This is a genomic window from Paenibacillus wenxiniae (assembly GCF_039822605.1).
GTDB lineage: Bacteria > Bacillota > Bacilli > Paenibacillales > Paenibacillaceae > Saccharibacillus > Saccharibacillus wenxiniae.
In genome coordinates this window covers 99,267-126,221 of the sequence record NZ_JBCGUH010000014.1, presented here as the reverse complement: position 1 = coordinate 126,221, position 26,955 = coordinate 99,267, and the positions used below count along the sequence as shown (strand labels likewise).

24 protein-coding genes are annotated in these 26,955 nt (G+C 46.2%); 16 read left to right on the top strand and 8 right to left on the bottom strand.

Annotation, left to right across the window (positions count from 1 at the left end):
• Positions 1–205, top strand: a 205-nt coding sequence (locus AAHF22_RS19570; protein WP_347326695.1) for a hypothetical protein, incomplete at its 5' end; no start/stop codon positions are given.
• Here AAHF22_RS19570 and AAHF22_RS19565 read toward each other — a convergent pair.
• Entirely contained in the window at positions 167–622 is a 456-nt protein-coding gene (locus tag AAHF22_RS19565; protein WP_347326694.1) for a hypothetical protein, read from the bottom strand. The two genes, AAHF22_RS19570 and AAHF22_RS19565, sit on opposite strands and share 39 nt — an antisense overlap.
• A gap of 293 nt (positions 623–915) precedes the next feature.
• Between AAHF22_RS19565 and AAHF22_RS19560 the strand changes: the two genes are divergently transcribed.
• Positions 916–3,243: a glycoside hydrolase family 3 C-terminal domain-containing protein gene (locus tag AAHF22_RS19560; protein WP_347326693.1), complete on the top strand. Its 2,328-nt coding sequence runs from the start codon at positions 916–918 to the stop codon at positions 3,241–3,243.
• Positions 3,244–3,587: 344 nt separating this feature from the next.
• Here AAHF22_RS19560 and AAHF22_RS19555 read toward each other — a convergent pair whose 3' ends face one another.
• The 3 genes from AAHF22_RS19555 to AAHF22_RS19545 form a co-directional block, all read right to left on the bottom strand.
• Positions 3,588–4,661: a leucine-rich repeat domain-containing protein gene (locus AAHF22_RS19555; RefSeq protein WP_347326692.1), complete on the bottom strand. Its 1,074-nt coding sequence runs from the start codon at positions 4,659–4,661 to the stop codon at positions 3,588–3,590.
• A 184-nt stretch (positions 4,662–4,845) separates the two neighbouring features.
• Complete coding sequence (locus AAHF22_RS19550) at positions 4,846–5,586, bottom strand: MBL fold metallo-hydrolase (protein WP_347326691.1); 741 nt, start codon at positions 5,584–5,586, stop codon at positions 4,846–4,848.
• A gap of 228 nt (positions 5,587–5,814) precedes the next feature.
• The gene (locus AAHF22_RS19545) at positions 5,815–6,633 is read right to left on the bottom strand and encodes a copper amine oxidase N-terminal domain-containing protein (protein ID WP_347326690.1); all 819 of its coding nucleotides are present in this window, start codon (positions 6,631–6,633) and stop codon (positions 5,815–5,817) included.
• 309 nt (positions 6,634–6,942) lie between these two features.
• Between AAHF22_RS19545 and AAHF22_RS19540 the strand changes: the two genes are divergently transcribed.
• Together AAHF22_RS19540 and AAHF22_RS19535 are read left to right on the top strand one after the other, a co-directional pair.
• Complete coding sequence (locus AAHF22_RS19540; RefSeq protein ID WP_347326701.1) at positions 6,943–7,494, top strand: stalk domain-containing protein; 552 nt, start codon at positions 6,943–6,945, stop codon at positions 7,492–7,494.
• A gap of 494 nt (positions 7,495–7,988) precedes the next feature.
• Positions 7,989–8,294 (top strand): DUF1292 domain-containing protein, encoded by a 306-nt coding sequence (locus AAHF22_RS19535; protein ID WP_347326689.1) that lies wholly within the window; start codon positions 7,989–7,991, stop codon positions 8,292–8,294.
• A gap of 288 nt (positions 8,295–8,582) precedes the next feature.
• Here AAHF22_RS19535 and AAHF22_RS19530 read toward each other — a convergent pair whose 3' ends face one another.
• Complete coding sequence (locus tag AAHF22_RS19530; RefSeq protein WP_347326688.1) at positions 8,583–10,061, bottom strand: aminotransferase class I/II-fold pyridoxal phosphate-dependent enzyme; 1,479 nt, start codon at positions 10,059–10,061, stop codon at positions 8,583–8,585.
• 264 nt (positions 10,062–10,325) lie between these two features.
• On the opposite strand from AAHF22_RS19530, the gene AAHF22_RS19525 reads away from it, so the two are divergent.
• Entirely contained in the window at positions 10,326–11,618 is a 1,293-nt protein-coding gene (locus AAHF22_RS19525; protein WP_347326687.1) for an MFS transporter, read from the top strand.
• A gap of 203 nt (positions 11,619–11,821) precedes the next feature.
• Here AAHF22_RS19525 and AAHF22_RS19520 read toward each other — a convergent pair whose 3' ends face one another.
• Positions 11,822–12,469: a YktB family protein gene (locus tag AAHF22_RS19520; RefSeq protein ID WP_347326686.1), complete on the bottom strand. Its 648-nt coding sequence runs from the start codon at positions 12,467–12,469 to the stop codon at positions 11,822–11,824.
• Positions 12,470–12,828: 359 nt separating this feature from the next.
• On the opposite strand from AAHF22_RS19520, the gene AAHF22_RS19515 reads away from it, so the two are divergent.
• The 5 genes from AAHF22_RS19515 (at position 12,829) to AAHF22_RS19495 (ending at position 17,825) form a co-directional block, all read left to right on the top strand.
• Positions 12,829–13,425 carry a hypothetical protein gene (locus tag AAHF22_RS19515; protein ID WP_347326685.1) on the top strand — a complete coding sequence of 199 codons (597 nt, stop codon included), beginning with the start codon at positions 12,829–12,831 and terminating at the stop codon, positions 13,423–13,425.
• Positions 13,426–13,625: 200 nt separating this feature from the next.
• Positions 13,626–15,035, top strand: a complete 1,410-nt coding sequence (gnd, locus tag AAHF22_RS19510) for an NADP-dependent phosphogluconate dehydrogenase (protein WP_347326684.1) — start codon at positions 13,626–13,628, stop codon at positions 15,033–15,035.
• Between the two features lie 241 nt (positions 15,036–15,276).
• Positions 15,277–15,999: a hypothetical protein gene (locus tag AAHF22_RS19505; protein ID WP_347326683.1), complete on the top strand. Its 723-nt coding sequence runs from the start codon at positions 15,277–15,279 to the stop codon at positions 15,997–15,999.
• A gap of 448 nt (positions 16,000–16,447) precedes the next feature.
• Positions 16,448–16,981, top strand: coding sequence for a shikimate kinase (locus AAHF22_RS19500; protein WP_347326682.1), 534 nt, complete (start codon positions 16,448–16,450; stop codon positions 16,979–16,981).
• A 31-nt stretch (positions 16,982–17,012) separates the two neighbouring features.
• Positions 17,013–17,825: a DUF2262 domain-containing protein gene (locus AAHF22_RS19495; RefSeq protein ID WP_347326681.1), complete on the top strand. Its 813-nt coding sequence runs from the start codon at positions 17,013–17,015 to the stop codon at positions 17,823–17,825.
• Positions 17,826–17,946: 121 nt separating this feature from the next.
• Here AAHF22_RS19495 and AAHF22_RS19490 read toward each other — a convergent pair whose 3' ends face one another.
• Positions 17,947–18,252: a rhodanese-like domain-containing protein gene (locus tag AAHF22_RS19490; protein ID WP_347326680.1), complete on the bottom strand. Its 306-nt coding sequence runs from the start codon at positions 18,250–18,252 to the stop codon at positions 17,947–17,949.
• 99 nt (positions 18,253–18,351) lie between these two features.
• On the opposite strand from AAHF22_RS19490, the gene aroA reads away from it, so the two are divergent.
• From aroA to ptsP, 4 genes are all read left to right on the top strand, one after another.
• Positions 18,352–19,641, top strand: coding sequence for a 3-phosphoshikimate 1-carboxyvinyltransferase (gene aroA, locus AAHF22_RS19485; protein ID WP_347326679.1), 1,290 nt, complete (start codon positions 18,352–18,354; stop codon positions 19,639–19,641).
• Between the two features lie 81 nt (positions 19,642–19,722).
• Positions 19,723–20,154 (top strand): CoA-binding protein, encoded by a 432-nt coding sequence (locus AAHF22_RS19480; protein WP_347326678.1) that lies wholly within the window; start codon positions 19,723–19,725, stop codon positions 20,152–20,154.
• Between the two features lie 408 nt (positions 20,155–20,562).
• Entirely contained in the window at positions 20,563–22,443 is a 1,881-nt protein-coding gene (locus AAHF22_RS19475) for a glucose PTS transporter subunit IIA (protein ID WP_347326677.1), read from the top strand.
• Complete coding sequence (gene ptsP, locus AAHF22_RS19470; protein WP_347326676.1) at positions 22,440–24,218, top strand: phosphoenolpyruvate--protein phosphotransferase; 1,779 nt, start codon at positions 22,440–22,442, stop codon at positions 24,216–24,218. The genes AAHF22_RS19475 and ptsP overlap by 4 nt, the downstream gene beginning before the upstream one ends.
• A 408-nt stretch (positions 24,219–24,626) precedes the next feature.
• On the opposite strand, the gene AAHF22_RS19465 is transcribed toward ptsP, so the two are convergent.
• The gene (locus AAHF22_RS19465; RefSeq protein WP_347326675.1) at positions 24,627–25,154 is read right to left on the bottom strand and encodes a type 1 glutamine amidotransferase domain-containing protein; all 528 of its coding nucleotides are present in this window, start codon (positions 25,152–25,154) and stop codon (positions 24,627–24,629) included.
• Between the two features lie 299 nt (positions 25,155–25,453).
• On the opposite strand from AAHF22_RS19465, the gene ytxJ reads away from it, so the two are divergent.
• Positions 25,454–25,795, top strand: a complete 342-nt coding sequence (gene ytxJ, locus AAHF22_RS19460) for a bacillithiol system redox-active protein YtxJ (RefSeq protein ID WP_347326674.1) — start codon at positions 25,454–25,456, stop codon at positions 25,793–25,795.
• Between the two features lie 116 nt (positions 25,796–25,911).
• A complete protein-coding gene (gene ccpA / locus AAHF22_RS19455) occupies positions 25,912–26,916 on the top strand; it encodes a catabolite control protein A (RefSeq protein WP_347326673.1) in 1,005 nt (334 codons plus the stop codon).
• Positions 26,917–26,955: the final 39 nt, after the last annotated feature.

Below are 26,955 nucleotides of genomic sequence, written 5' to 3'. Positions count from 1 at the left end.
TGTAGGTGTAGGTGTAGGTGTAGGTGTAGGTGTAGGTGTAGGTGTAGGTGTAGGTGTAGGTGTAGGTGTAGGTGTAGATATAGATATAGATATAGATATTGCTGATCTGCATCCTGTTATTTGCAGATCATTAGTTTACTTAGTTGCTACGTTATCATCGTTGATATTAAGAGACATGAGAAACGGTTGCAGCAGAAGCGGATGAACGTAGCGCAGGTTGCTGTGTTCGTACTCCTGTCACCTGCGAACGTGTTGTTGGAGCAGCAGACCGAGCCATAGGACTGCGTTTATTGTTGTTTGCCCGGTAAGATGGTGGGGAAACATTCAATTGAGTAGCTGATGATGTGTTAACGGCTACTCCCGTAGCGGAAGAGGATTTGTCTGCTCTCTCCGCTGTCATAGCGGCAAGTTGCTTCACGGAAATCGTCGGACGTATCGCTTTGGAAGGTTGCCAGGCAAGAATATTTTCCAGCTTGAATGTGCGCGGTTCACCAGAACGCAGGCAATCTGCATATACTAGTCCATTACGAATATGCTTAATCTCAATGCGACGCTGCGACAACTTACCAGCCTGGTCTATATATACAATTTCAAGCAATTCTCCAATATGGTTAGCTAGCATAATCATCCCTCTAATCCGAACATTTGTTCTTGTATTTACATTCATTATATACGAACAAATGTTCCTTTTCAAGTATGGACTTCACGATCTTGAACATAAACTTCGTTTATGAGGATATCTTTTTGGGGTAATATACGAAGGATCGCTTGCTGGCTTATTAGGATTGAGCATGCTGGTGAAGCTATGTCGTACCGTTGGATAAACGTACAGTACAGTATTAAGCATCATAATTCCGTTATATAACGTACAAAGTGGAATCATCTGATGCCATTTGGAGAGGAGTGCATCATCCGATGTCAAACGATCATTCGCATGAGAAGCCATCTACACCATCTACACAAAATACAAGGAATATTGCTGAACTAATCAGTCAAATGACGTTGGAGGAAAAAGCAAGCCTTTGTTCAGGTGCTGATTTCTGGCATACGCAGCCTATTGAGCGGCTTGATATTCCAGCCGTTACTTTGACCGATGGACCGCATGGATTGCGTAAGCAAAGTGGCAGCGGAGATCATCTCGGCTTGGGCGAAAGTGTTCCAGCGACTTGCTTCCCGACTGCTGCTGGTCTTGCTGCATCATGGAACCGTGATCTGCTACATGAGGTTGGACAGGCGATCGGCGAAGAAGCACAGGCAGAGCAGGTTGCTATTGTGCTTGGACCAGGCACTAATATTAAACGTTCGCCGCTTTGCGGACGGAATTTTGAATATTTTTCTGAAGACCCGTATTTATCATCTGAGTTGGCAGCAAGCCATATACAGGGTGTACAGAGCCAGCATGTAGGTACATCGCTTAAGCATTTTGCCGCTAACAATCAGGAAGAGCGGCGGATGTCGGTAGATACGATTGTCGACGAGCGGACGCTGCGTGAAATTTATCTGGCGAGCTTTGAAGGGGCGGTTAAGCAAGGCAAACCGTGGACGGTTATGTGCTCGTACAACAAGCTTAACGGTACATATACCGGAGAAAATGAATATTTGCTCACTGATATTTTACGCCGTGAATGGGGTTTTGAAGGTTTTGTCGTATCAGATTGGGGGGCTGTCAATGAGCGTGTCGATGCGCTCAAAGCAGGACTGGAGCTGGAAATGCCTGCTAGCGGCGGTATCGGGGATGCAAAGATCGTTGCTGCTGTCAAAGCAGGCAAGCTGGATGAACAGGTGTTGGATCAGGCGGTAGAGCAATTATTGCGCTTTGTCTTGCAAGCGACAGAGCTGCAAAAACCGAATGCAACATTTGATCCAGATGAACATCATAGACTGGCACGCCGTATAGCTGCGGAAAGTATGGTACTACTCAAAAATGATAATGATTTGCTGCCATTATCCAAACAACAAGGTCGGATCGCGGTTATCGGTGAATTTGCCGTGAAACCTCGTTATCAAGGTAGTGGTAGCTCCCATATTCATCCAACACAACTGGATAAAGCATTGGACGAAATTCGCAAGCTGGTTGGTGATGATGCCGAAGTGACCTATGCGCCCGGGTATGATCTGGATAGCGATGATATCAAAGATGAGCTGGTGCAGAAAGCAGTGGAGGTTGCCAGGGAAGCAGATGTCGTTATTTTGTTTACCGGCTTGCCGGATCGTTATGAATCTGAGGGCTATGATCGTACCCATCTGGAGCTTCCGCTCAATCATCAGCATCTCATCGAACAACTTGCTGCCGTGCAAGCCAATCTGGTCGTTGTGCTCAGTAATGGCTCACCCGTCACGATGCCCTGGCTAAGTCAGACGAGCGCAGTATTGGAAGGCTATCTTGGAGGTCAGGCAGGTGGCGGAGCTGTGGCTGATTTGTTATTTGGTAAAATTAATCCAAGCGGTAAGCTGCCAGAGACGTTTCCGGTGAAGTTAAGCGATAATCCATCGTTCCTGAACTTTCCGGGTGAAGGCGATCGGGTAGAATATCGTGAAGGGATCTTTGTCGGTTATCGGTATTATGATACGAAACAGATTGAACCTCTATTCCCATTTGGCTATGGACTGAGCTACACATCGTTTGCGTATGATGAGCTGCAAGTGGATCGTACAACCATGACGGATAGGGATACCGTAAACGTTCAGGTGACGGTACGTAATGATGGTGCTCGCGCAGGACAGGAAATTGTACAGCTGTATGTGCATGATCCAGAGAGCATGGTGATTCGCCCGGAGCAAGAGCTAAAAGGCTTTGCGAAAGTGGCACTGGAACCAGGCGAGAGCAAGACGGTTCATTTTACGCTGGATAAGCGTGCTTTTGCTTACTATGATACCGAGCTGCATGATTGGCATGTGGAATCGGGAGAGTATGAGCTTCGTATCGGTGCTTCCTCGCGCGATATTCGACTACAGCAGACGATTGAAGTGGAATCTACGGTCAAATTAAAACAGGTATTTCATCGCAATACGACCATCGGTGATATTGCAGCCAATCCGGCTACAAAGTCGATCGCTGAACAGCTGATAAAGCGTTCCGGGTTGAACGAAATGATGGGAGATCAACCTGATATGTTGCTTGCGATGACGCGATTTATGCCACTACGTGCGCTAGTTAATTTTGGACAGGGCAAATATACAGAAGAGATGCTGGATCAGCATCTCAAACAGCTTAATGAGGCGTTGCAGCAGGCTGGGTATTAATGAATGTATTGGTGCTTGCTCGTTCAACAGAATGAAAATATCAAACGATGATTTCCTTTATCGTTGGATGAATTCCAGTATGGATAAGACAATAAATTGAGCGACAAATCATACAGCGAACCCAACCAAACCGTAAACCATACCGTAAACCAAACCCCAATACTATAGTGTAAAGTAACGAAATATTATGCTCAACGAGATCAGATGTACATGAAAAAGCCAGATGCTGCATTCAAAAGAGTGGATTCTTTTGAAAGGCATCTGGCTTTTTGTGATAAGGACGCGGAAATGCGAAATACGTCATCTGCTCCATATCCTATTTACCCTATAGTATATTGAGCGTATTATTCAAACGGGAAATCGATTCCGAACCAGCTGGTGCGCTGGGCGACTTGCTCGGTAGACGCATCCTTTTTGCCATAATGTTTTAGCAAATGCTGAAATCGAGTCCATTTTTTCTCATTGCGCAGATGTACATAGGCGCGCTCAAGCGCTGGGTTTTCCAGTAAAGGGATATAATCATCCGCTTCCATTTCCCATGCTTCGCGCTGGACGAATTCCGTTAAGGCAGGAGCGGTTTGTAGCTGATCCAGCTTACGCAATCCTTTCATATTGTACAGCTCGATTTTGCGTAAATGATGAAGCAGATGAAGCGGAGGCAGTTCATGAATATGCGGCATCGCACCGATTTGAATGAATTGCAGACTGGTCATCGTCGACAGGAAATCCAGCTGTTCCAATCCGCGGATTTGCGCTAGATCGATCGATTTCAATTGTGAAAGCTTACCGAGTGCATCCAGCTGAGTGGTGCCGCCCAGATGGAGTTGTAACGACCATAGTTCTGTCAGTTCTAGCAAAAAGTCCAGATTCGGCAATGTCATATAACGCAAACTGAGCTTGTGCAAATGCTGGAGCCGTGCAAGCTCGTCTATATGTTTATGATGACCTTCAATCGTCAGCTCTTTTAACTCGGTAAAACGAGAAATTCCTTGTAGGGAGGGCTTCTTTGAGGCTGTCTTACCGAGTGTGAGCGATTGGAGCGCTGGGTTGATCTGTTGCAAAATATCAAAGCGGTCCAGTTGGGATAAACGTAAATTCAGCTTTTGCAATTGATCGAGCGATGCCAGCGCATCCAGATGATCAAACTGGCCATCACACCGGATCTTCAATTGTCGTAGCTCCGGTAGTTGCTTCACAAACGCTAGATCACACACCTGATTGTGAAAATGATATGCCCGTACAGTTAGCTGTGGGCACGAAGGCAGTACAAGTTCATGAATATGCTGGTAACTGTCCTCGTGCAGCGCAGATGCAAATTGCAGCGTATGGATCGAGTTCATCCCAGCAATCTCCTGCGCTTCGGTACGGGTAAGTTCGTTCTCAACTTCGATCACACCTGTGTTTAAATTACGATACATGCGGCCACCGCCTTGTCTATGAAATTGACTGTGCTGAGTTGTGTAGCGATGATTCAAGCAATGGGATCGTTCGTTGATGGAAATGAAATACAGGAAGAGAGAAGCCCGTAGTTAGATAGACAGGCACGGACTTATTGACAATATCGCATATCAACCAATCCATGCCTGCGCTTTTAAGTTCCCTTTATTGGGGTAATGTATACGTCTTATGTTGCTCGACAAATTCCATCTCGCCTGTTTTGCCGACAAAATCGTCTTTAGTATCGTTGTAGTGCATTAGCTTGACTTTACTGCGTACATCGTCAGGCAGGCTCAGCAGCTCTTCCAGCGTCGTATGTACAATACCCGGCGGATAGAGCTGGCAATCATGCAAAATCGTGTGTACGCCACGTTCGCGTACTAAATGTTCTAACAACTGGGGCTGGAACTTCATATCTGCACTGTAAAAGATCGTGTCATTGATCAGGATCGAGTAGCTGTACTTTCCTTCGATATGTGGCGTTTGGATAAGTTCAATTTTCAGACCGGGTGCCAGCTGAACAGGCTGCTCCGGCACGAGCGGACGCACATCGAAAATATCATCGATCGATGAAATGCCGTCCTGCGTCATCCCACCACTGAGTGTATGATCCCATAACGGTGAGATGAGCGTACTGGCAATATAGAGCACCGGCTTGCGCTGATGTACAAAATAACCCCGGAACCCAATCTCCTCCAGACCGCCGACATGATCACCGTGAATATGTGACACCAGAATCGCATCGATCGTATCCAGCTCGATGCCCAGCTCATGCAGCGCCAGCGGCGCGGTAATGCCGCAGTCGATCATTAACGTGTAATCATCCGCATGAACGAGTGCATTGTTGTTGTAATATTTTTTGGCAAAAGCATTGCCTGTGCCTAACATTTGCAATTGGATGGACATAATAAACCTCCTGATGAGATGTAGTAATAGATATGATGTAGTAACCATACCATACGCCAGATGGGGAGTTGTGATCAAGCCAGGGATTAGTTTTGTTGATTGATGTAGAATGGGTACGTGAACTCATACCGTAAATAAAGCAAATAAAAAAGCTTTCGGCTGCTGATCGAGCGATCAGACAGAGCGAAAGCTTTTAATGGTTTGAGTATATGCAAGCTACGGATTAATTTATTTCACTGCATACGGTTTAACGATAATATAAGCAAGGTCAGCATTACCTATCAAGTTCTGTGTTTTGGTAATGGACTCTTCAGCTGACACTGCCTTATGTTTTTCTCGCATATAATTATAGACTTCGACCTGTGTATTACCATTGGCAAGTAAAACTACAGAGTGAACATCTTCTTTGCCTTGAGCTATCGTATGCCCTGTAATATTTTTAGCCTGGTAAGTAAAACTACCTGTCCAAATCCCTTTTTGGTTTGTTTTGCCTACATTTACTTGATATGAAGTGATACTAAAAGCATTTTGGTCTTCATCTAATTTCGCTCTGTCTTGAGTTTCTTCCGTCAAATGAGGTGTGTTTTTCATATACTTAGAATCATTTAATTCAATCACTTTGGTGTCTGCATGATAAGTTCCATTCACTGCCAAATAATCGATCATGACTTTAAGTGGTACAAATAGCGAGTTTTGTTTTTGGACTGGCACGGTGTCCATATGTTTTACTTGCTGATCTACCAGGGCATCTTTGGAGTTTAGAGTCAATATTAGTTGATGTCCATCAAGATCAATTGTAGCTTTTTTTGTACCTGCATCATAAGCTACTTTAGCTCCTAATAGATCACTTAACGAACGCAATGGCACAAGTAAACGGTTATTTTGATCTACATAAGGCGAAGTAGGGTAGGTGAACAAAATATAATACTGATTAATTTTTAAAATAGGTGGCGAAGACGCTTTTAGAGCAGATTGAGCATAAGTGGAATGGGGAATACCGACAAAGGTAACTATTAGCACAACTAACAAAAGCTTAAACCGTTTCATCCTATTCTCTCCTAACGATGTGATGAAATAAAATGTAGAAACCGATCAGTGTGAATACGCTTTGCTCTGCTTTAATATTACATAAAATTGGAATAAAAAGCTCTAGCCGAACATCCACCTTCTGGATACAATAAAACTACTAAGCTAGCCACATACCATAATATGTCGTTCGTGCCAGAGGATCGTATACATGTATGCCGAAAAGGTTACAATATTTTTACCGCAACACAACGGCTGCGTAAGAGTATACATGTATAGAAGATCAGCCTGTTGTCAGGCTTGGCATATAGTCGAAGGAGGAGCAGTATGATAAAATGGAAAATAGTGGTATCCTTCACCCTGGCTTTCTTTTTGATGGGAAGTTCAGTGCTGTTTGCGGATGCTGCTTACCAGCAGGTACGGGTCTGGATTAACGGCAGTGAAGTCGATGGTGGCTCCTACATCATTGATGGTAAGACGTATGTTCCGCTGCGCGAGATGGATGGGCTGGTGGATTTTGATAATGATGCAAAAACCGTTAAGTTGTACAAGCCGAATGTACATATTTTCCTGTTCAAAGGGGATACCGCGTTTGGGAATGTGAACAAAGGGAAAGTGAAATTTAATGTGTTCACACAGGTGGACAATTTGAAGACTGATATTGCAGCGGTTAAAGTAGCAATTACCGATCCTTCCGGTGATCAAAAAGAAATCCAAAGCCAAACGATTTCGCAGCAAAAGGACAACTTCTGGTTCCGAACGTATGATTTTACGTATAATTTTGCCACGACAGGTCAGTATACAGTTGGATTTTATATGAAAAAGCTTGGTGCCAGCGACTACACACTCGTTTCGCAAAAAGTAATTACGGCGCTTAATTAATGCGTCCACAGTCAAACGTATAAGCCAGTCTGTATATGTTGTCTACATGTAAGCTATCCTTTATGACGAGAAGCAAAGAAGAGCAAAGGACGCATTGACAGCGTTCATAAATGTCTAACACGTGATTCGATAAAATGTGATTTTTGTGAAGCCCAGCGGCCGATATCGGGTAAATTTATAGTGACCGCTAACCGTAGCTCATCTGTCATCTCTATATGGTTTATAGAGTGGCTCATCCGTCGTCTGTGCCTGCCTTACAGGTCGGTAAATACAACGGTATTCTATGCTATCGTTCAATTGACCTGTAGTAGGTAAAGTGGTACGATACACAGGTGTTATTTTTAGCTTTCGGACAGGGACGACGCTCCGAATTGAAGCGGAGCCGGGCGTTGGGAGAATCTGCTCCCTAGCGCTCCATCGCACAACTGGATTCATGCGGGATGTGCGCAAGTGTAAAGATATCATATCCAAACTATATGAAGGTAGGTTATATCATGAGCGATCAACACGTACACGATGAGAATTGCAACCACGATGACCACGAGCACGAAGAGCTTACACTGACGCTGACAGACGAAGATGGCAACGATGTGGAAATGGTACTCGTTGAAACATTTGATGTAGGCGAGAAACTGTATGCACTGCTGCTTGAGCGTGGCAATCCGGAAGCGGATGGCTACATCATGCGTCTGGAAGAAGAAGAGGACGGCATGGTACTGGCTAACATCGAAGACGAAGCAGAATGGAAAGCGGTTGAGCAAGCTTACGAAGAGCTTGTTGCCCATTCCGAAGAAGGCTAATCGCACACAAGAGCGACTTCTTTCTCCTATGTTCTTGATCAAGCGGTTAGCTTGAAGAAGAGCAGTCATCATAACGAACAAAGGGAGCTTCATCCATATGGATGAGGCTCCCTTTTCGTTCGTATGGCAGATGATCATGTTAGCACAGCCTACATATAACAGTAGCTATTACCGGTCGGTTATAACGCTCGAGCCGTTCGTGCCGTTCGTGCCGTAACGATTCATGCTCATTTCGGTACATATGAGGTCGAATTTAGCATGCAATACATAGTTACTTTGTGAGTTTCATCAGGAGATGGCGTCCGCTTCAACGATAACTTTTACATTGCGCACGGTACGATCTTCCGGGCCTTTAACCGGCAGACCCACTTTCACATGATCGGTAATATAGTCGATATTTTCCTGTGAAATGACTTCGCCTGGCAGCAGGATCGGAATGCCGGGTGGATACACATAAATGAACTCAGCAATGATCCGCTCGGCTGCGTCAGCCAGCGGTATAATTTCGGTATCACCGTAAAATGCATCACGCGGTGTGAGCGCAAGCTGCGGAATCTCTGGAATCTTCACCACAAGTTCTTTGATCTCACGACCGGAACCGTGGAATTCAGCCGACATTTGTGTCAGTGCGGTCACGAGCGTATTCACGCTATCTTCCGTATCACCTGGTGTGACCAGACAGAGGATATTGTACATATCGCTCATCTCAATTTCCAGATTGTAATGCTCGCGTAGCCAGTTCTCTGCATCATAACCAGTAATGCCCAGATGACGAATATGAATCGTCAACTTGGTTGGATCGTAGTTAAATGTTGCTTCGCCGCCGAGCAATTCCTCGCCAAAGCAGTACAGTCCTTCGATCTCATTAATTCGTTGACGTGTATTTTGGGCCATTGCGATTGCTCGCTCTGCGATCTCATGACCATTTAGTGCCAGATTACGGCGCGAGGTGTCCAGAGACGCAAGCAAAATATATGAAGTTGACGTAGTCGTCAGCATACTGATGATCGTTTGAACCCGTTGCGGGTTCACGTGTCCGTTTTTCACATTGACATTGAGCACAGAGCTTTGTGTCATCGAGCCGCCCAGCTTATGTACGCTGGTCGCAGCCATATCGGCTCCGGCCGCCATTGCGGATACGGGCAGATTTTCATGAAAATGAATCAGAACGCCGTGTGCTTCATCAACAAGCACAGGTACCCCACGGCTATGAGCCAGTTCAACAATTTCCTTTAGATCGGCGCATACACCGAAATAGGTCGGGTTGATAACCAGTACGCCTTTGGCGTCAGGATGGCGATCGAGTGCACGGCGTACAGATGCTGTCGTAATACCGTGATCGATTCCGAGGTTTTCGTCGCGCACAGGCGAGACGAAAATAGGCTTGGCACCCGCAAAAATAATGGCTGCCATAACCGATTTATGCACGTTACGCGGTACGATAATTTTATCGCCCGGCGAGCAGACTGCCATGATCATCGTCATGATCACACTGCTAGTGCCTTGTACAGAGAAGTACGTATAGTCCGAACCGAATGCATCGGCTGCGAGCTTCTGCGCCCTCTCTATAACCCCCATCGGCTGGTGAAGATCGTCGAGTGGCGCGATGTTGATCAGATCTATGGAAAGAGCATCGTCGCCAATAAACTCTCTGAACTCCTGATCACTGCCGAGTCCTTTTTTATGTCCCGGAATGTGAAATTGAACGGGATTGCTGGCCGCATGCTGCTTGAGCGCAGTGAAAAGCGGGGTTTGCGTATGATCCATTTTAAGCTGTCACAACCTTTCGAAATTGGAGTAAAAGTCCATTATTTAAAAACCAAACAAAAATGAGTATAGCAAAAAGAGTGACGAATGCAATAGTTATCTTGTGTCAGATTTTGGAGATGTGTCAAAAATGGCATCATACAGGGCAAAAGTTGTTCATCTCATTCGGGTAATAACACGTACAAAACTTGCTGAATCGAAGTTCGTCTGTGATACAATAAGGCAGGGATACGATGAAATCCGTACTGCTGAAGGGAGTACCCAATGTCTTCCATTCGTTATAACGCTACAGCTAAGACCGGAAGAAATAACCGGCTATTATTTGTGTATTTATGGTTGTTGATTTTTTTTGTGGAATTTGTAAAAGGGGGCTTGCTCGTTACGCTGCTGCCTCTTTATATGGGGCATCGGCTCGGATTGCCTGCGTTTGCGATCGGAATTGCCTTTGCTTCTCAATATATCGGCGATAATGCGCTGCGCAGTCCAGCAGGATGGATGGCAGAGCGGCTTGGCTTTCGTCTTACGATGACGCTCGGGATGCTGCTCATTCTGACGGCAGTGATTGTCATGTCGACCGTGCAGCATCCGGGCTGGCTGATCGTTGCCTGTGCGACGATGGGAATTGGCAGTGCGCCGCTATGGCCTTGCGTCATGTCCAAAATTACTGATATTTCCAGCGAAACCGGTAACTATGGAACGCATATGGGCATTATTGAAATTGCTTCACTCGGTGGAGCGGGTTTGGGACCGGTTGTGATGAACTGGCTGAGTGGAGATTCCTATACGTTTTCATTCGGTATGCTGCTGCTCTGTATGATCGTAGTCGTCGTGGTTGCTCTATTTTTGCCTGGACGCACGAAGCGAGGCCAATCGATTGTTCCTACGAACGCTGACAGCACCCAATCGAATCATACGGACGATGATGCTCCGATCGCTCCTACTTATGTGCGCAAGCCAGGGGAGAGTCGTTTGCATTATTATGTACAGCTGATGCGTTCGCTGAATATTCATCCGCTACTATATCCGGCATTGTTTATGCAGTCATTTGCGCTGGGGGTACTCACACCGATCATTACATTATATGTAGTGAGTGAGCTGGGACTCACACCGGCTTATTTTAATGCCTTACTAATTGGTGGCGGTGCCGTTACCGTGCTTGGACTTATTCCGGCAGGTCGGCTCATTGATCGCGTGGGCAGTAAGCTGTTTTTACGCAGTGGGTTTTTACTGGCAGCGACCGCGCTGCTCGGTCTGGCATCCACGCATGCATTGCCGTGGATATGGGTGTTTGTGTTATGTGCAGGCTTTAGTTATGCGATGATTTTGCCGGCATGGAATTCGCTGCTGGCGAATCTGGTGCCTGCTGAGGAGAAAGGCGCAGTCTGGGGCTTATTTTTAACGTTACAAGGCTCAGGTCTCGTGTTAGGACCGATTGTATCCGGCAAACTATGGGATGATATCAGTCCGCAGGCGCCATTTTATGTGAGTGCAACCGCGATGATACTGCTATTTATGATTCACTGGATGATGGTTCGGCAACGTCCGGACATTCGTTAACACAAAAGCCGTACCTTTTTGTCCTCATAAGTAGGAGAGGCAAAAAGGTACGGCTTTTCATTTTTCATATCGAAAGCTTATGACGATAACGATCGAGCCAATCGAAGCCAGTCCAAAACAAATTCGTATACTACTCTATCGACTGCTTCATTTACTACAAAAATAGGTCTATCGCTCGTAAATTGAGACTTGTATCCGAAGCATTAGACCGTTGCCATCCGGTATAATGGAAGCAACTGCTGAAATGTATCTTCAACCTGACGCACAAAAGCATCACCATCGCGCAGCAGCGGATCATGTTTATCGATACGCAGTCCGCAGATGATTTCAGACTTTTTCACCTGTTGCAGACGGTTCGCCATGTCCAACAGTTGTTCGTCCGATAGGTCAGCTTGTGGTGTTCCCTGTGGGGACATATGGTCGGGTGACCAGTAATAATGCTGGGGTACATGTTGTTTCACTTGATCTAGCTGGGATGCCATCGCGCGTCCAAAATCAACTTTGCGTGGACTTTCGTAAATGATCGCAAATACGACAAACACGTGAGTACCGAACATGCCGACTTCAAAATGAGGCAATGCTTTATAGCCGCGCTTGTTCGCTGCCCACGCTACCCATGTATCTTTTGGAGGGTTCACGGTACGACGTGCATGTTTAGCTACATGAACGTACATCTCTTCACCACAGAGCGTTGCCAGATGCGGCTGAATCAGCTCGCCGAGTGCCGTTAACTTGGGGCGAACACGAGCGATCAGCGCCTCCATACGCGGTTCCAGTCCATCAATCGTAAATACTTCAAAGTCTTCGGCGGTAAAGCCGGAGAATGTCGTTTCCGTTGTTGAATGCGTCATGCGGTTGTACCTCTCTTTCCAATCCGTAAAGTTCCATCTCAATCACAGTTATAATAGCATACCTGGTCGCTATATTTTCATGAAGATTACATGTGAGAAGGTGGTTTGCTGCTTAGACAAACAGGCAAACGGGTAAAAATAATCAGGCTAGTTCTGCATCTTGCAGTATTTTTCTAGTTTATAGCATGATCATGTTTTTGCATATGGAGGTCGATTGGTTCCTACTTGTAAAAACAGAAGCACCACTTATCGAATGAGACGCAATGGTAGTATTCACAAGCATCATGACGACAATATAACGCATAATTATAACTATACACGCATGAGTATAAACGATAAGGGACAAAGGAGGGATTACCATGAACAAGAGCTATGAAGTAGAGTATTGCAATGTAGAGCTTCGCTTTGCACGTCGTGATATTCAGAACCTGATCCGCGATTTGATCAAGGAAGGGTACTCTCTATACTGGCGTGAAACGGATGACTCCTTTATTGTATCGATACGTACAGAAAATCATATGACCAAGCTGCGCTTTCAGCAAAATCAGGAAGGCTACAAGCTGATTGGCGATTATCGGATTCACGATGCACGGCTGGCAGAGTGGATGGAGAAGCTAATCGGAGATACGAAGGGGCATGCGATCGTTAAACGTTTCCGCGATCAGCAGATTCTGGTGGAAAATATTCTGTTCGGCGAAGTCATTCGAATGGTGGAAATTTCCGGCTTTGAGCAACGGATTTTGTATCAGAAGGAGTCGACACCGAGTCGCGAATCACTGCAAAATCTGTATATGTCAATGGAGGGCGAACAGCGTATTGCGTCCACCGAAGACAAAATTGATGAGCTACTTGATCGTTTGAATGAAGCGTTAAAAGCAGGCGATCAGGAAAAAGTAGAAACGTATAAAAAGATGTTGGAAAATCTGCGTTTCGAACTTATTCGTTTGGAAAAGTAAAATATGAGGCGTGATACACATGCGAATCGTAAAAATAGTTAGAATTTTACGCAAAAATTCAACGTTTTTATGAATTTTCATGGGATCACGCCTTTGGACTTTCTTTATATGCATAAAACATGTAAAATGTTGAATGAACTCACATGAAAGATTCAAAATGAGGAAATACAAATACTGATGTAAAGGATGGAGAACCGGAAATGTCCAAACAACAAATTGGTGTAGTTGGTCTTGCCGTTATGGGTAAGAACCTGGCTCTTAACATCGAAAGCAAAGGGTTTAGCGTATCTGTATTTAACCGCTCCCCGCAAAAGACACATGATCTGCTGGAAGAAGCAAAAGGTAAAAATCTGGTCGGTACGTTCTCAATCGAGGAATTCGTACAATCGCTGGAAGTACCGCGCAAAATCCTGATCATGGTTCAAGCAGGTCCGGCAACTGACGCTACCATTGAGCAACTGGTTCCGCATCTGGATGAAGGCGACATTATTATTGATGGCGGTAACGCCCATTTCCCTGATACACAGCGTCGTAACAAAGAGCTGGAGGAAAAAGGTTTCCGCTTTATCGGAGCAGGCGTATCCGGCGGCGAAGAAGGCGCACTGAAAGGTCCTGCGATTATGCCGGGCGGACAGGAAAGTGCCTACAAGCTGGTTGAGCCTATTCTGACTTCCATCTCTGCACATGTGAACGGCGATCCGTGCTGTACATATATCGGACCGGACGGCGCAGGACACTACGTAAAAATGGTTCACAACGGTATCGAGTATGGCGACATGCAGCTGATCGGTGAAGCCTACAACCTGCTCACATCTGTACTGGGTGCAGACACGAAAGAACTGCATTCCATTTTCGATGAGTGGAACAAAGGCGAGCTGGACAGCTATCTGATCGAAATTACAACCGATATCTTTACTAAATATGATGAAGAAACAGGCAAGCCGATGGTCGATGTGATCCTCGATGCTGCCGGTCAAAAAGGTACAGGGAAATGGACAAGCCAGAGCGCACTCGATCTGGGCGTACCACTGTCCATGATTACCGAGTCGGTATTCGCACGCTTCCTGTCTGCAATCAAAGAAGAGCGCGTAGCCGCAAGCAAAATTCTAAGCGGTCCAAAAACCGAAGCATTCGCTGGCGACAGAGCCGAATTTATCGAAGCGATCCGCAAAGCGCTGTACGCGTCCAAAATCGTTTCCTACGCTCAAGGTTTTGCACAAATGCGCGCCGCTTCCGACGAGCATGGCTGGGATTTGAAATATGGCAACATCGCGATGATTTTCCGCGGTGGTTGCATCATTCGTTCCCGTTTCCTGCAAAATATCAAAGATGCGTATGACAAAGACGGCGGCCTGAAAAACCTGCTGCTGGATGACTACTTCAAAAACATCGTGGAGAACTATCAAGACGCATGGCGTGAAGTCGTTGCTACCGCTGTAAAATACGGTATCCCAGTTCCTGGTTTCTCCAGCGCACTGGCTTACTTTGATAGCTACCGCACAGAACGCCTGCCAGCCAATCTGCTGCAAGCGCAACGCGACTACTTCGGCGCTCACACATTCAAACGTGTGGACAAAGAAGGTACATTCCACTACGAGTGGATGAAGTAAGATTATCTATGGGCACGATAAGCGGATTGGACAAAGTTAGTTTATCATCTAGCATGATCATCTAACCGATTACCAGCTTCATTCGTAGCTCAATTCGTAGCCCAAAATGAAAGGAGCGGATCACTTCCGCTCCTTTTTTTTATATTATAATTAGTAAATGAACCTATTCGGAGCAAAGTAGAAGATCACATGTATTGAAAATCATGATTATACGATGTACATAAAGGAGGATAAAGATGCCATGCCAGACATTAACCTCACACACAAATGGTCACACCGAGATAATTGGATCGGTAACATAAAATGGTTCGATCACTCTGTCCGAGTACGCATCCATCGATCGAACCAGCAACTCGTATGTGAACAGCAGCAACAGTTTTTATCCACCTTACAGACAGATATACCGTACTGGGACAACCATTTTCGCCAATTTGCCGCAAAACAATATATAGAATCTATACATAATCTAACTGCAAATCAAACACAAATCACTCAGCAAAAACAAGCAATCTCCCAGTTAGTGAGCCATCTTAGCATCCGAGAAATCGAAACTATACATACGAGCTATACCGTTACATTAGACAACGATCACCACCTATTCACAGACCATTCCCTTCGGATTGAAGGAACGCTCCAACAACAATCAATCACAACCCGTCTAATCAACATACGCGAACAATATAATACCATCATCGATACCATGCAAACGAATCCAACAGATCCAATTCAAGCTATAGAACGTCTAATCAACCTCTATCCTGATGCCATCAACAGCTACCACCACGATATCGCCGATTCGATTCCTCTATTCGTGATCGATTGGGGCGACGATACTATCTGCACATACCTTAACATTATGAAAGAAACAACATCCGATACCACACTTCAACTGGAATTCAACTACTGGATCCAAGCAATAGAGGCCAAAATAGAGGCTAAAATAGAAGCTGAAAATGAACACTAATAAATGAGAAGTAATCATAATCATCAATGACTATACGATCTGCTTCCTACTAAAGCGAACTACAATGAAAGGGACTACACAGCAGCAACTCACTTCCGCCACTTTATTTTACATACAATTATTCAATTACGATGAACTTATCTCTTCTTGAACTTATCCCTTCTTGCTTACGCACTCAAGGAAGTGAATCTCCATTTGATGGACGAGCACGGAACGGAGGGAAGGAAATAAGGGAAAAGGGCGATTTTGGATATAAGAGAATCTACAATAAACTCCTAATCCGTAGATTCTCTTGTATCCACCGGAGTCCCGTTCCCTTATTCCTTCCCGGAGTGGTCTCTTGCTCCTATCCAGCAATGAGTTCACATCCGCCCTCAGAGGATTGTCCAACCTCCCCCCATATGGTATGATGTGTGGAATAAAACAGATGCTGAAAGAGGTGTGCAGATTGCATCAGGAAAGTGAAATTCAGCATTCCAATATCATTCTCGTTGGTATGATGGGAACCGGCAAAACGACCGTAGGTACGCTGCTGGCAGAGCAGCTATCGTATCCGCTTATCGACATGGATACGATCATTGCTGAGAGACAGGGAATGTCCGTACAGGAAATTTTTCGTACGCAAGGTGAAGCGTATTTCCGTGATCTGGAAAGTCAAGTACTGGAAGAAATGTTGCAATCAACAGGTCAGGTGATTTCGACGGGGGGCGGCTGTGTACTGCGTGAGCTGAACCGTGCGATCATGCTTGACAAAGGGCTGGTCGTTGCACTAACAGCGGATGTAGATCATATTGTAGGGCGTGTAGCAGGCGATACAAATCGTCCATTGCTAGCAGGCGATACAAGAGAACGCGTACAGACGATTATGGAAGAGCGCAAAGATGCGTATCATTTTGCCCATGTGACTGTGGACACATCGCTGCTTACGCCGGATGAAGTCGTTACGCATATTTTAACACGTTACCGCGTTCAAGCTTCTTAGGTTTTAGGCGAAAAAGTGGAGGTGTGATTATATGAGTGATGCCGATTCATTAACGATGCAAGAGGTTCAGCAATTTCAACAGTTGTTTGCTACTGGTGCTGAGCTGAACATTGTTGCGTTAACAGGTTCACATGGCGCTTCTTACAGTAAAATGGGCGACGAACAGGCGTGGATGGCTACTATTCCTGTGACAGCATGGCATGTACAGGATCATGCGGACATGCAGCAGGGCGAATTCATTCTGGTTAATAAAGGCGAGCAGGAGCAGCTAGAACAATTATTCGACCCTATGGAAGCCAACCAGATCTGGAAAATGACGGTGCGCCGCGATCATCATCGCTTGCTGCTGTTGAAGCTGGATCATCTCGTAGACCCGGCACAGGAGCCTGAGCTTGCTAGAAGGCTTGCAGAGCAAACGCTCGAGGTAACAGTCGAGCATGAACGTCTCGGTACATTCGTACTGGATCGTGGGCGCGATATGTTGCGCGGCACAATCGAGTGGCTAGGTAAGACGGTAAGGGTAAGCATAGAGCAGGGTGAAGAGGTGCAGCTTCAATTGAATCATCTAACTCGTCTGCTCGATGATGCTACAGAGTGGGATGAACGTATTCGTACTTTTGCTGCTGAAGAGCTGACCGAGCTTAAAAATGATAGCTGGCTGGAGGAAGACGAGGAAGAGTGGAGCGAAGCCCATTTTGCCAAGCAATTGTCACTTCAGGAGATTACGTTCACCGAAGAAGATTTTACATTCTGGTTCGATGATGGCGATCTGTTCTGGGGACACGTCGTATGTGTAAGCAATACGTTAGAAGATGGGCCGTATGATGCAAGAATGGGCGGCTGATTGGCAGATAAAGATATTTTGCACAATGTTAGGGACGTCCTAATCATATCGTCTGCTTCCATTGCCCATTTGCTACCGTATTAGCGCAAGCTCATGGTAAAAGCACAAAAAAGGGTGGAGGCTATTCGCCCTCCACCCAGTCGATCATGCCGCCTTCCATATTCAGGCAGTTGTTATAGCCATTCTGGCTTAAGTATTCGCGCACACGCTCGCTGCGATAGCCACTACGGCAAATTAGCACCATCGGTGCATTCGGATCAAGCTCGTCCAAACGACCTGGAATTTCACCCATCGGAATATGACGTGCGCCATCGATCATGCCTTGAATGACTTCTTCATGTTCACGCACATCGATCAGTTGCAGCTTTTCGCCAGCGTTGAGTCGCTCACGCAACTCGTCTGTCGTAATCTGTGTTTGTTTGGACATCGTTATCCCTCTATTCATTAAGTAGTTCACGCATATGCCAATTGTTATAAACAAGGCAATCTGTGTTCATCATACCAAACCCCGAAGGAGAATAAAACCATGGATGTTATTGTTACCCCTACTCCAGAGCTGAAAGGAGAGATCGGAGCCCTTTCTTCCAAAAACTATACGACTCGTTATTTGCTCGTCGCTGCGCTGGCAGACGGCACAAGTACGATTCATTTTCCGGCACATAGTGAGGACAGTGATGCGATGCGTCGTTGTATCCGCGATCTCGGTGCTGTGCTTGAGGAAGACGAGCAGAAGATCGTCATCAAAGGATTTGGCAGCAAGCCTGTCGATGTCAAAGAACTGAATGTTGGTAACGCAGGTGCGGTATTACGCTTTTTGATGGCGATTGCTGCGCTTTGTCCGGAAGTGACCTTTGTGAATACATATCCAGATTCGCTAGGTAAACGTCCGCATGATGATCTGATTGAATCGCTCGGTCAGCTTGGTGTGGAGGTAGAGCACCAGCAAGGACGTCTGCCAATCACGATTCGTGGTGGCAAGCCGAAAGGCGGCAAAATTACCGTTTCCGGTAGCGTTAGCTCACAATATTTGAGCGCATTGCTGTTCTTGACTCCACTGCTGGAAGAAGATAGTGAGATTACGGTGCTGCATGATCTGAAATCCAAAGTCGTAGTAGGTCAAACGCTGGAAGTGTTGGAGCAGGCAGGGATCGTGATCGAAGCGAGTGAAGATCTGATGCATTACCGTGTGCCAGGGCGTCAGCAGTATAAAGCTCAGGAATATACCGTGCAAGGGGACTATCCGGGTTCCGCAGCTGTGCTGGCGGCAGCAGCAGTAACCGTATCTGATGTGACCATCCACCGTCTGCCTGTGCACAGCAAGCAAGGTGAAAAAGCCGTTGTCGATGTGCTGCAAATGATGGACGTTCCGCTCACCCATGAACATGATATTGTACATGTACAGGGGAATGGACGCCTCAAAGCGGTGGAGTTTGACGGAGATGCAGCGACCGATGCGGTGCTCGCGATGGTAGCAGCAGCCGTATTTGCGGAAGGCACATCGCGCTTCTATAATGTGGAGAACTTGCGTTATAAAGAATGTGATCGTATTACCGATTACTTGAATGAGCTGCGTAAAGCGGGCGCGAATGTAGAAGAGCGTCAGGCAGAAATTATCGTACACGGTCGTCCAGAAGGTGTTGAAGGCGGCGTTACGATTGATGCGCATTATGATCATCGCGTCATTATGGCACTGTCCATTGTAGGCTTGCGTGCGAAAGCGCCGATTCGTATTCAGGATGCTCATCATGTTGCTAAATCGTATCCGCAATATTTTGATCATATTCGTTCGCTTGGCGCTAAGGTAGAATGGGTATAAAAGTGTTGTTAGACTTCGCTGGCTGCACAATGGTCGGTGGACAATAGATGATGTTTGAAGAGGACAAAGGAGGCGTCAGCAATGGCTTTTGAAAATCCTTCACGGGAAGAAATTAAAACCATTCTGGAGCAAACGGGTAATATTGCCGTTGTAGGATTATCCGACAAAACCGATCGTACATCCTATATGGTAGCGGCAGCGATGCAGGATCGCGGTTATCGCGTTATTCCAGTCAATCCGATGGCAGCAGGCGCAACGATTCTTGGCGAGACCTGTTATGCTTCACTGGCAGATGTGCCCGATCCGATCGATATGGTCAATGTGTTCCGTCGCAGTGAGTATTGCACCGAGGTCGCGCATGAAGCGGTACAGGCTGGTGCTCGTACATTGTGGATGCAGCTTGGTGTCGTCAATATGGAGGCGGCTGCGATTGCCGCAGATGCCGGTTTGACCGTCATTATGGATCGCTGCATCAAAGTCGAAGATGCGATCGTAAGACCGGTACGCAGCTAAATTAAGGCTTTACATGGCAATACTATACCGCTACACTTGCTCAGATTTCAGATTTCAGATTTCAGATTTCAGATTTCAGATTTCAGATTTCAGATTTCAGATTTCAGATTTCAGATTTCAGATTTCAGATTTCAGATTTCAGATTTCAGAGCTGAATGGGCGGCAGCATCGACTGTTGCCATAGAGCTGGTGTCACAAATAGATGGGACAAGTGGGCGGCTAAGCTGCTCCGGTAATCGATATCAGGTTGCCGGAGCAGCTTTTATTTTCAATGATTCGCAAACGCTCTATATTTGTACATAACGCTTCCAATTAAGCGCTCAAACACTTCCTTTAAAATCGTAGCAAAGTGCTTTGACAAAAGATGGCTGACAGCGTACCATCAGGTATAGGAAGGGGGAAGACGCGTTGAATTGGCTAGGTTCCCTGCAACAGTTTGGTAGAGCCATTATGCTTCCCACAATGGTGCTTCCGGCTGCGGCCATTCTGCTTAGCGTTGGCGGCTTACCCTGGGGGACATGGGGATTGCCCATGGTTTCGGAGGTCGCTACGATTGCAGGACAAAGTATATTTCATTATCTACCCTTTATATTTGCGATCGGTGTAGCGCTTGGCCTTGCCAATCAGGAAGGGCCAGCTGGACTCGCCGCCTTTGCGGGGATGGCTTTATATGATTATGTGGTCAAGCATTTTAGTGATGCGTTGCTACAGCCATCGACACTGATCGGTATTATTATCGGTGTGATTGCTGGAGCGGCCTATCGCAAATTCAAAAATGTCCGTTTGCCTGAAGCCATTCAGTTTTTTGGCGGTTCAAGGTTCGTGTTATTGTTCATGGGCCTGTTTTCGTCCGTTTTTGCGTGTCTGATGTTATGGCTGGCTCCGATTTTACAGGAGCTATTAAACGGCTTAACATGGGTGCTCTCAACGATGGGCGGCTTTGGTCTATTTTTGTATGGGGCATTGTACCGCATATTATCTGCATTTGGTTTGCATCATTTGCTGAACAACATCGTCTGGTTCCAGATTGGATCGTTTGAGGCACACGGAGATATTATACAGGGCGATTTACCGCGCTTTTTCAGCGGCGATCCGACGGCGGGCATTTATATGGCAGGTTTGTATCCGATCATGATGTTTGCATTACCTGCGGCTGCACTGGCGATCATTCAAGAAGCACGGGAGGACCTGAAGCCGAAAGTCCGTAAAACATTTATGCGGGCGGCACTGGTTTGCTTTTTAACCGGAGTATCCGAGCAGATTGAATTTGCCTTTTTGTTTGCTTCACCCGGATTGTTCATTTTGCACATTTTCCTGTCCGGTCTGGCGATGTGGATCACGTATGCACTCGATATTCATCATGGCTTTTCGTATTCAGCGGGTGTGATCGATTACGTACTCAACTATCATTTATCCACAAATGCCTGGTTGCTTATTCCAATTGGGCTTGTTTATGCCGTTATTTATTATAATGTGTTTCGCTATGCGATTCGTACCTTCCGTATTCCGACACCTGGTCGGGAGGAAGCGTCGACACTGGGAGACTGGGTAGGTAATATTCCTTATCAGGCTCCGCTCATTTTGCAGGCACTGGGTGGTAAGGAAAACGTTGTACAGGTAGAAGCATGTATTACACGTCTGCGTTTAACGGTTGTGAATGACCGTCTGCTCGATGGTAAGGCATTAAAGGAACTTGGCTCTGCCGGACTGATTAAGCTCGGTGGAGGGAATGTACAAATCGTATTTGGTACGTATTCGGAGTTAATTCGCGAGGAGATTCGCAAGCTGATGGATCGCGATCTGTCACATGTGAAGTTTAGTGCGCCGGTGCAGGGGAAAATGATTCCGTTGACCGATGTGCCGGATCAGATTTTTGCGGGCAAGCTCGTTGGCGAAGGGGTCGCCTTTGTACCGGAAAGTGGCGAGCTGGTATCGCCAGTCGCAGGTACGATCATTCATCTGTATCCAACGATGCACGCATTAGGTATACGAACGGTAGAGGGATTGGAAATTTTGCTGCATATCGGCATCGATACGTCCCAGCAAAAGGGCTGTTTTGAAGCCCATGTAGCTGCCGGTGATGTGGTGGAAGCCGGACAGCTGTTGATCAAGTTCGACCTGGATACTTTGCAAAAAAACGCACCGTCACTTGCTACACCAATGGTTATTACCAATCCTGACCGTGTGAAAGCATGGAGCTATGCTCCCTTTAAACAGGTGAAAAAGGGGCAAGGTACGGTAATGTCGGTGGTTTTGTATGACAAGAACGGTGGGGAGGAAAAAGCATGATTCAAGGAGTTGCGGCTGCCGCTGGAGTAGCCATTGGCAAAGCATTTGTGCTGCCAACCTGGGAATGGGATGTACCGGATCAGAAGCTGGATACGGTTGACCTGACCCGAGAATTTGAACGTTTATATGAAGGTATTCGCACGTCCAAGCATGAGATTGAATCGATGAAAACCGAATTTTCGGAAATTGCAGGGCCTGAAGAATCGAGTATCTTTGATGCGCATATTGCCATTTTGGAAGACCCTGAGTTTATGAATGAGATTCGTGGCATCATTGAACGTCAGTACAAGGCGGCAGAGGTAGCTGTGCAGGAAGCGACCGATCACTTTGTCACGATGTTTGATCTGTTGGATGATGAGTATATGAAGGAACGAGCAGCTGACATTAAAGACGTTGGCAATCGGCTGCTCAAGCATTTGCTTGGTGCGCCGGAAGTGAAACTGCCTAGCGATAATGAGCCTTATGTGCTCGTAGCTAAGGAACTTCCGCCTTCGCAGCTGGTGCATTTGAATCCGCAGCACGTACTGGGCATTATTACTCTGATGGGCGGCAAAACATCGCATTCTGCCATTATGGCGCGTGCGCTCGGGATTCCGCTTGTCTCCGGTCTGGAAGTGGAGCTGGATACGCTCGTGCAGACAGGCGAAACGGTCGTTGTAGATGGCGATAACGGGCTGATTTATGTAGGCCCTGATACCGATACCGTGTCACATTACCGCAAGCTGCGTACCCAGCAGCAGCAACGTAAGCAACAGCTGGAACTGCTGAGCAAAGTCGATTCGGTCACACGTGACGGTGTGCGTGTCCGTTTGTCCGCTAACATTAGTTCAGTTAAAGAGCTTGAAATTGCGCTCAAACATGGAGCGGAAGGTGTCGGTTTGTTCCGCACCGAGTTTATGTATATGGATCGGCATGCGCTACCAACAGAGCAGGAGCAGTTTGATATTTATCGCGTCGTTGCGCAGAAGGCAGGCGGCGAGCCGATTGTCATTCGTACACTTGATATCGGTGGCGATAAAGAACTCGATTATTTTGAACTGCCAGAGGAGGAAAATCCATTCCTCGGTTATCGCGCCATTCGCATCTGTCTCGATCATCGCGATATGTTCAAAACACAGCTACGTGCCATCCTGCGTGCGAGCGCTCATGGCAAAGTGAAGATTATGTATCCGATGATTTCATCGCTGGAGGAACTGCGTTCGGCTGGCGATGTGCTGGATGAAGCGAAGCGTGAGCTGGATGGAGAAGGCATCGCTTATGATCGAGGGATTGAAGTCGGTATTATGATCGAAGTGCCTGCTGCGGTCGCGATTGCCGATCTGCTGGCAGGGGAATGTGACTTTTTTAGCATCGGCAGCAATGATCTTGTGCAATACGTACTCGCGGTCGACCGGATGAACGAGCATATCGCGCATATGTACAATCCGTATCATCCAGCCGTACTGCGTATGCTACGGGCGACGATCAATGCCGCTAACGATGCAGGCATTCCAGTAAGTGTCTGTGGAGAAATGGCAGGTGACGAACGCTCTCTGCCATTCTGGTTACATCTTGGTGTGCATCGCTTAAGTATGTCGCCGCAGTCTCTGCTACGAATCAAGCAGTCAGTGCTGCATACGACTGCACGTGATGCAGGGGCGATGGCAGCGGATTGGATGAAGCTGCGCACGTCCCATGAGATTGAGCGTGAACTGGACATTTATATCAAAGCATTCCAGGCCGTTATGAATCAGGATCAGAAGCTGGCATCGCTCACTTCCTGCAAAGCGAATTGAAATAAAAGCACAATGATTCGCAGGCAACTGGCGTTAAGCAAGCCAACTGGCTCGCGATGATGGTGCATACAATATAAACAGTGAAACCAGGCAGTAAAATAGCGAATAATAAAAAGGCTTTCTCATATGAGAGAGCCTTTTTACTATTCGCTACATTACTCTTGGCGGACGACATGCTTATATTTAGTCTGGCTACGCTATTTCATGACACGAAGCCAGGACATGAAATAAAAGCGACATACGTAACAGGAAACAGCACTCGGCAAGCTGGATATTTACGATGCTGTGTCCTGTTCTTTTTGTACTATGCTCAAATATGTTGCTGTTTCCTACGAGCTTTCGTCTTTTTATTTGTCACTAACATGTTGCTGGCTTATTTCATTACTTACAGCATAGAATAAACAACATTTATGCTTGTGCAGCCAACGCATCACAAAAAGCCAGACCATACGGTGGCAAATCCGGCGGACGACGAGCCGAGACGATATGTCCATCGACAACGACCGCTTCATCCTTCCAGATCGCACCTGCATTTTCCATATCATCGCGAATGCCCGGTGTAGACGTTACCGTAACCCCATCCAAAATTTTAGCCGAAATGAGTACCCAACCGGCATGGCAAATTTGACCGATCGGTTTGCGTGCTTCATGCATCTCACGCACCAGTTCCAGCACCTTTGGATAACGGCGCAATTTGTCCGGTGCCCAGCCGCCCGGTACAAGGATGCCATCATAGTCGCTACTATTCAGCTCATCAAAGCTATACTCCGCCGGAGCAGGTACACCGTATTTACCAATATACGTTTTGCCTTTCTCGGCACCAGCCAGATGAACCTGGGCACCTTCTTCACGGACGCGATAGACGGGATACCATAGCTCCAAATCCTCAAATTCTTCATCGACCAGTGCAATTACTTTTTTACCAGCTAATCTCATCCTATTGTTCCTCCTGTCGGATTATTGAATATAACATCGTGTCTCCTTATCTATTGTAACAATAACGACTTCATCCAGCCATCCATGCAACAAATGAAGCAATACAGCCTCATTATTAGTGGATTTTTGAAATGGAAATGATAACTACCATGAAAGTTACATTATGCAAGAAGGGCTAAAAAAGCGTTAACATTGACAAAAAAATAGATTTTTTAGCCCTTTTTTGATAAGATACTTATGATAGTTGATTATGAAAACGTTCTTACATTACAATATAACAAAAAAGGGATGTGTGGGTAATGGCAAACGTAACGGAATTGACAACGATCGACCAGCTGAATGAGGCTATTGATCATACCGCACAGAAGCCGCTTCTCGTTTTTAAACACAGTACGCGTTGTCCAATCAGTGCAGGCGCGTATCAACAATTTCAGTCTTATCTGGGCAGTGAGCCTAATGAAGATGTCGATTATAGTCTGATTTATGTCGTGGAAAATCGTGATGTATCGCTGGCTGCTGCGGATGCGCTTGATGTACAGCATCAATCACCACAGGTCATTTTAATTAAAGACGGCAAGCCGGTATGGGATACGTCTCATTCCAGCATCACCGCTAATGCATTGCGTGAAGTGCTCGCTTAAACAATTGTTAACATGATTGCATCAAATTGCAATTTATCGTATTATGAATGTAAATGAAAAATTAAGAAAATCGTTGAAAACAAGACGAAAATTTACCTGTAATGGAGAGAATGAACGTGACAGTAACTATTTACGATGTAGCACGCGAAGCCGGCGTCTCTATGGCTACCGTATCTCGTGTAGTCAATAACAATCCGAACGTCAAACCGCAAACCCGTAAAAAGGTGTACGAAGCGATCGAGCGTCTGGGCTATCGTCCAAATGCCGTTGCGCGTGGTCTGGCAAGCAAAAAGACAACGACCGTAGGTGTCGTTATTCCTGATATCTCTAACTCCATCTTCGCGGAAATCGCGCGTGGGATCGAGGATATCGCTAATATGTATCATTACAACATTATTTTGTGTAATGCCGATAAGAAAAAAGAAAAAGAAATTCGCGTTGTCAACACACTGCTAGAAAAGCAAGTAGACGGTCTGTTGTTCATGGGTGGTACCGTAACCGAAGATCATCTGCAAGCGTTTCAAACAGCGGCAGTACCTATCGTGCTCTGTGCAACACGTGATGAAGAAGGCATTATTCCTTCCGTTGATATCGATCATGAGCAAGCTGCATTTGATGCGGTTAACACATTGATCCGTCACGGACATCGCGATATTGCAATGATCAGTGGTACATTGCAAGACCCTGCAAATGGGTATTCTCGCTTTCAGGGTTACAAGAAAGCGCTTGAAGCTGCTAACATCGAATACAAAGAAGACTGGGTACGGATCGGTAACTATCGTTATGAATCCGGCGTAGAAGCGATGAAATATTTCATCGGTTTGAAAAAGCGCCCAACTGCTATTTTCGCAGCAACAGACGAAATGGCGATTGGTGCGATTCATAGTATTCAGGATGAAGGCTTGAAAGTTCCGGATGACTTCTCTGTTATTTCTGTCGATAATATTCGTCTTGCATCGATGGTACGTCCGCAGCTGACTACGGTTGCGCAGCCGATGTACGATCTCGGTGCGGTAGCGATGCGTCTGCTCACCAAGCTGATGAAAAAGGAAAACGTGGACAACTCGCGCGTTATTTTGCCGCATGAGACAATTTTACGTCTGTCTGTAAACCAGCGTTAATTGATAATGATACAGACGTAATATCGCTATGATCTAATA